Here is a 5,068-nt window from a genome sequence, read left to right on the forward strand (position 1 = left end):
CGCGGCGGTGCGCGGGGCGCCCCGCGGGCCCGGCGGGCGCCCCCGGGGGTGGTTCCCCCCCCCCCCCCCCCCCGGGGGGTTCCGGGGCGCGCGGGCCCCACTGGCGTGGGGCGAGGCTGCGCAGCGGCGTGGCGCCGGACCGGATGAGGAGCGGGAGCAGCAGCAGACACGCCAGGCCGTAGCGGATGGCCTGGCCGCCCGCGTACGGGTAGTCGGCCAGCACGCTGTTGGCGGTGAAGGAGGCGCCGACGAGCACGCAGGCAAGGGCCGCGGGCAGCATCGGCCGCGCGGAGCGGTGTACGTGAGGCACGTTCATACGCTCGACGCTAGGCAGCCGATCGGTCCGGGCTAAGGTCCACTTCCATGACAGCTTCGGGGACCAATCGGGATTCCGGCACCGCCGGCGGTACGTGGACGGCAGCATGGGAGCTCCTGCTGCCGGCGGCCGGTGCCCCGGCTCGCGGGCGTGGACGCGCCCTGCAGTCGGCCCTGCGCGATGCTGTCCGGTCGGGACGGCTGACGGCGGGCACACGGCTGCCCTCCAGTCGTGAACTGGCCCTTGATCTCGGTGTCTCGCGGGGTCTGGTGACCGAGGCATACGAGCAGTTGACGGCCGAGGGTTATCTGCGCAGCGGCCGGGGAGCGGGGACCTGGGTGAGCGAGGCGGTCAGGTCCGCCGCGCCGCCCCGGGCCCGCGATCTGGCCCCCCGGGGCCCGGGGGCCCTGGTGGACTTCCGGGCGGGGACCCCGGATCTGTCCCTGTTCCCTCGCACCACGTGGGCCGCCGCGCACCGGTCCGCTCTGGACGGGCTGCCGCACCGGGCGCTCGGCTACCCCGACCCGCGCGGACTGCCGGAACTGCGCACCGCGCTGGCCGGGTTGCTGGGGCGGCGGCGCGGTGTGGCGGCGGACCCGGAGCGCATCGTGGTGTGCTCCGGGGTGGCACAGGCCCTGACCCTGGTGGCTCAGGTGCTGCGCGGGCGCGGACTGTCGCAGGTCGCCGTGGAGGATCCCGGCAGCCCCGAGCATGGAGCGCTGTTCGAGGCCGCGGGCCTCACCGCGTCGCCGGTTCCGCTCGATGACGAGGGGCCGTCGCTGAGCTCGCTGGAGCGCTCGGGCGCACGGCTGGTGGTGACCACTCCGGCCCACCAGTTCCCGACGGGCATGGCCGTCACCCCCGCCCGCCGCGCCGGACTTCTCGCCTGGGCCCGGGCGGTGGACGGCTATGTCGTGGAGGACGACTACGACGGGGACTTCCGTTACGACCGCGCCCCGGTCGGGGCACTGCAAGGGCTCGATCCCGAGCGGGTGATCTATACGGGCTCGGTGAGCAAGTCGCTGGCCCCGGGGCTGCGCCTGGGCTGGCTGGCCGCTCCCAGTGCGCTGGCCGCCGAGCTCGCGGGCCGCAAGCGGACGACGGACCTCGGGAACGCGGCGCTCGACCAGGCCGCACTGGCCGAGATGGTGACCAGCGGGGCCTACGACCGCCAGTTGCGGCGCTGCGGGCGTGCCTACCGCGAGCGGCGCGATGTGCTGGTGGCGGAGCTCGAAGAGCACTTCCCGGGCACACGGATCAGCGGCATCGCCGCAGGGCTGCACATCATCGCGCGACTGCCCGAACGGTACGGACCGGAGCCGGGTTTCCTGGCCCGCGCCCGGCGCGCGGGCGTGGAGTTGCGCTCGCTCGCGGACTACCGGACCGGGCAGGAGTCGGCAGTCCCGCCGGATGCCGCCGAGTTGTCGGGCGGGCGTGGAGCCGTGCACCTGGTACTCGGCTACGCGCACCTCGCGCCATCAGCCATCGCACACGGGGTGCGGCTGCTCGCCCACGCGGTGCGCACCTCATCGCCGTAGCGGCACCGCGCACCCCGTCGCCACGTTTCGCAGAGCCGACCCGCGGTGGGATCCTGCCCGGCCGTCCCGCGAACGCCCACGAGCGTGCCCGCCGGCTCACGTCCTGAGGTAGGCGAGCACTGCCAGCACCCTGCGGTGCGTCTCGTCGGCCGGTGGCAGGTCCAGCTTGGTGAAGATGCCGCTGATGTGCTTGCCCACGGCCGCTTCGGAGACCACCAGCTCCCGCGCGATGGAGCCGTTCGACCTGCCCTCCGCGATCAGGGCGAGGACTTCGCGTTCGCGTGGCGTGAGCCGCTCCAGCGGGTCGCGGCGGCGACGCAGCAGTTGCCGTACGACTTCCGGGTCGACGACTGTGCCGCCGTCCGCGACGTCGTGCAGGGCGTCCACGAAGTCCTCGACCTGCCCGACCCGGTCCTTGAGCAGATAGCCGACACCCGTTCCGTCGCCGGAGTCGAGCAGGTCGGAGGCGTACTTCCGCTGGACGTACTGGCTGAGTACCAGGACGGGCAGTGCGGGCGTGCGCTCGCGCATACGTACCGCCGCGTGCAGTCCCTCGTCCTGGAACCCGGGAGGCATTCGGACGTCCGTCACGATGACGTCGGGGGTGTGTGCCTCGACCGCGGAGACCAGTGCCACGGCGTCTCCGACGGCCGCGACGACCTGGTGGCCGCAGCGGTGGAGCAGACCGGCGAGGCCCTCCCGCAGCAGGACGCTGTCCTCGGCCAGCACTACGCGAAGCGATCGGGCGGGTCGCAGGGTCGGCAAGGGATCTCCACGTTCAACAGCGTCGGTCCGCCTGGTGGACTGGACAGGGAAATTCTGCCATCGAGCACCGACACCCGGTCCGCGAGGCCGGTGAGCCCCGTGCCGTTGGCTGTGTCCGCGCCGCCTCGGCCGTCGTCGCGCACCCGCAGGAACAGCCGCCCGTCGCGGTAGCAGCCGGTCACCTCGGCGCGGCTCGCCCCGCTGTGCTTGGCGATGTTGGCGAGAGCCTCGCTGAGCACGAAGTAGGCAGCCGCCTCGACCGACTGGGGTAGGCGTCCCGGCAGTTCGATGGCGATGTCCACGGGCACCGCGGAGCGGTCCGCGGCATCGGAGACGGCGGCTTCCAGGCCGTAGTCGGCGAGCACCTTGGGATGGATACCGTGGATGAGTTCGCGGAGCTCCGCCAGCGCCTCGCCCACCTGGACGTGTGCCTTGGCGAGTTGGTCGTGCAGCGGGCCCGGAGGTGCGTCCAACCGGGCCAGTCCGAGCGTCATCGACAGGGCGACGAGGCGCTGTTGGGCACCGTCGTGCAGATCACGCTCGATTCGGCGCCGTTCGGTCTCGAAGGCGTCCACCAACCGCACCCGGGAGCGGGTCAGTTCGACCACCCTGGCGCTCAGTTCGCCGTCGCGCGGGGCGATCAGCAGCCGGGTCAGTGCGGCTCTGGCCCCGGCTGCGGCCCCGAGGACGTAGGCGCAGAGAGCCATGAGCACGAGCCCGAGCAGCGCGGCACCGAAGGCGCCCGGCCAGGTGGTGACCGTCCACAGCTTGAGCACCTTCGTCTCCTGACCGTCGCCGGCTGTCGCCATCAGCAGCGGAGCCGCGACCACGGACAGCGGGCAGAGCAGCGCGACCGTGACCGCGAGGGCGTCGACCGGCCACAGCAGGCCCGCGAACAGCAGGGTGTACCCGAGCTCCCGCCAGGTCGCGCGCTCCCGCAACCGAGTCCCCAGCCAGCCCCGCAGCCCCGGTACGGCGGGGGTGTCGTGCCCGCCGGGAGCGGGGTCCAGTTCGACCAGGCGCAGTCTGCGCCGTTCGACCCAGGCCACGGGGATACCGGCGAGAAGAGTGAGGAGCAGCAGCGGTAATCCCACCAGGATGACGGCGAGCACGCTCCCTGCGACCGCCGTGGTCACGATGCCCACCAACACCACGGCACCGGTCACCGAGCCGGTGAGCAGGTACGCGACCGCGCGCCATGGCCATGGCGACAGCAGGAAGCCGGGGCGGGTCATGGCCTGCCACACATTCCGAGCGTGCATGGGGGCCACCGTAGAAGGCACCCCGGAGTGGCGCCATCGGTCCGGTGGGAGGACCGGGGGTATGCCTGGCCCTACCCCAAGTCTCGTTTCAGCCGCACTGCGCGGAGGTGTCCGCCAGGGGTTACGTGGAGTCGGCGGCGCCGGAAGGTCCGGCGCCGGGCGATCCGGGACATATTCCGGGACATGGGGGCATCGGGACAGATGACCAGTGACGCGATCAGGTTGTGCTCCGTCAGCAGACGGTACGGGGCGGGCGAGAGCGCCGTGACGGCGCTCGACCGGGTCTCGCTCTCCTTCGCCGAGGGCACCTTCACCGCGGTCATGGGCCCTTCCGGCTCGGGCAAGTCGACCCTGCTCCAGTGCGCGGCGGGGCTCGACCGTCCCACCTCCGGCACGGTCACCGTGGGCGGGACCGAGCTGACGGGGCTGAGCGAGACCGGGCTGACCCTGCTGCGCCGGGAGCGCATCGGCTTCGTCTTCCAGGCGTTCAACCTGGTGCCGTCCCTGACCGCGGAGCAGAACGTGGCGCTGCCCTTGCGCCTCGCAGGCCGCCGTCCGTCCAGGGCGCTGGTACGCGAGGTGCTGGGTCAGGTCGGTCTGGGCGACCGGGCGCGGCACCGCCCGTCGGAGCTGTCCGGCGGCCAGCAGCAGCGCGTCGCCCTGGCCCGCGCCCTGATCACCCGCCCCGATGTGCTTTTCGGCGACGAGCCGACGGGTGCCCTGGATTCGCGGACCAGCCGCGAGGTGCTGGGGCTGCTGCGGGGCATGGTCGACCGCGAGGGCCAGACGATCATCATGGTCACCCATGACCCGGTGGCGGCCTCCCGGGCGGACCGCGTGGTGTTTCTCGTGGACGGTCGGGTCGACGGCGAACTGGTCGGGGCGAGCGCCGATGGCATCGCCGCGCGCATGGCCAGGATGGAGGTCGCGTCGTGCTGAGCGTCGCCCTGGGCACCCTTCGCGCCCGCTGGGTCACCTTCGTCGGCAGTTTCGTCGCACTCTCGCTCGGCGTCGCGCTGCTCGCCGTCATGGGGCTGGCTCTCGCCTCGTCGCTGGACGCGCCGGTTCGAGTGCCCGAGCGGTTCGCCGCCGCGCCGGTCGTCGTCAAGGGTGCGGACGCCCTGAGCGTGGGGGGGGGGGGGGCCGGGGGCGGCCGCCCCCCGGCGCGCCCCGCCCGCCCCGGCGCG

Annotated in this window: 5 protein-coding genes and 1 pseudogene; 3 read left to right on the forward strand and 3 right to left on the reverse strand. The window is 73.3% G+C overall.

Going from position 1 to position 5,068, the window contains the following annotated elements:
- Positions 1-316 (reverse strand): annotated as a pseudogene (locus tag ACFWI9_RS11880) (hypothetical protein); the annotation flags it as partial.
- 47 nt (positions 317-363) lie between these two features.
- Between ACFWI9_RS11880 and ACFWI9_RS11885 the strand changes: the two are divergent.
- Positions 364-1,854 carry a PLP-dependent aminotransferase family protein gene (locus ACFWI9_RS11885; protein ID WP_387161002.1) on the forward strand — a complete coding sequence of 497 codons (1,491 nt, stop codon included), beginning with the start codon at positions 364-366 and terminating at the stop codon, positions 1,852-1,854.
- Between the two features lie 96 nt (positions 1,855-1,950).
- Here the strand turns inward: ACFWI9_RS11885 and ACFWI9_RS11890 are convergent, their stop codons facing one another.
- Both ACFWI9_RS11890 and ACFWI9_RS11895 read right to left on the reverse strand, forming a co-directional pair.
- Complete coding sequence (locus ACFWI9_RS11890) at positions 1,951-2,583, reverse strand: response regulator (protein WP_387161004.1); 633 nt, start codon at positions 2,581-2,583, stop codon at positions 1,951-1,953.
- Positions 2,583-3,854, reverse strand: coding sequence for a sensor histidine kinase (locus tag ACFWI9_RS11895; protein ID WP_387161028.1), 1,272 nt, complete (start codon positions 3,852-3,854; stop codon positions 2,583-2,585). Before ACFWI9_RS11895 ends, ACFWI9_RS11890 begins: the two co-directional genes overlap by 1 nt.
- A gap of 228 nt (positions 3,855-4,082) precedes the next feature.
- On the opposite strand from ACFWI9_RS11895, the gene ACFWI9_RS11900 reads away from it, so the two are divergent.
- The gene (locus ACFWI9_RS11900; protein WP_387161030.1) at positions 4,083-4,820 is read left to right on the forward strand and encodes an ABC transporter ATP-binding protein; all 738 of its coding nucleotides are present in this window, start codon (positions 4,083-4,085) and stop codon (positions 4,818-4,820) included.
- Positions 4,814-5,068, forward strand: a 255-nt coding sequence (locus ACFWI9_RS11905) for a hypothetical protein (RefSeq protein WP_387161006.1), incomplete at its 3' end; no start/stop codon positions are given. The genes ACFWI9_RS11900 and ACFWI9_RS11905, both read left to right, overlap by 7 nt.

Origin of the sequence: Streptomyces sp. NPDC127084 (assembly GCF_042724175.1) — a bacterium.
In the GTDB taxonomy this organism is placed as follows: Bacteria; Actinomycetota; Actinomycetes; order Streptomycetales; family Streptomycetaceae; genus Streptomyces.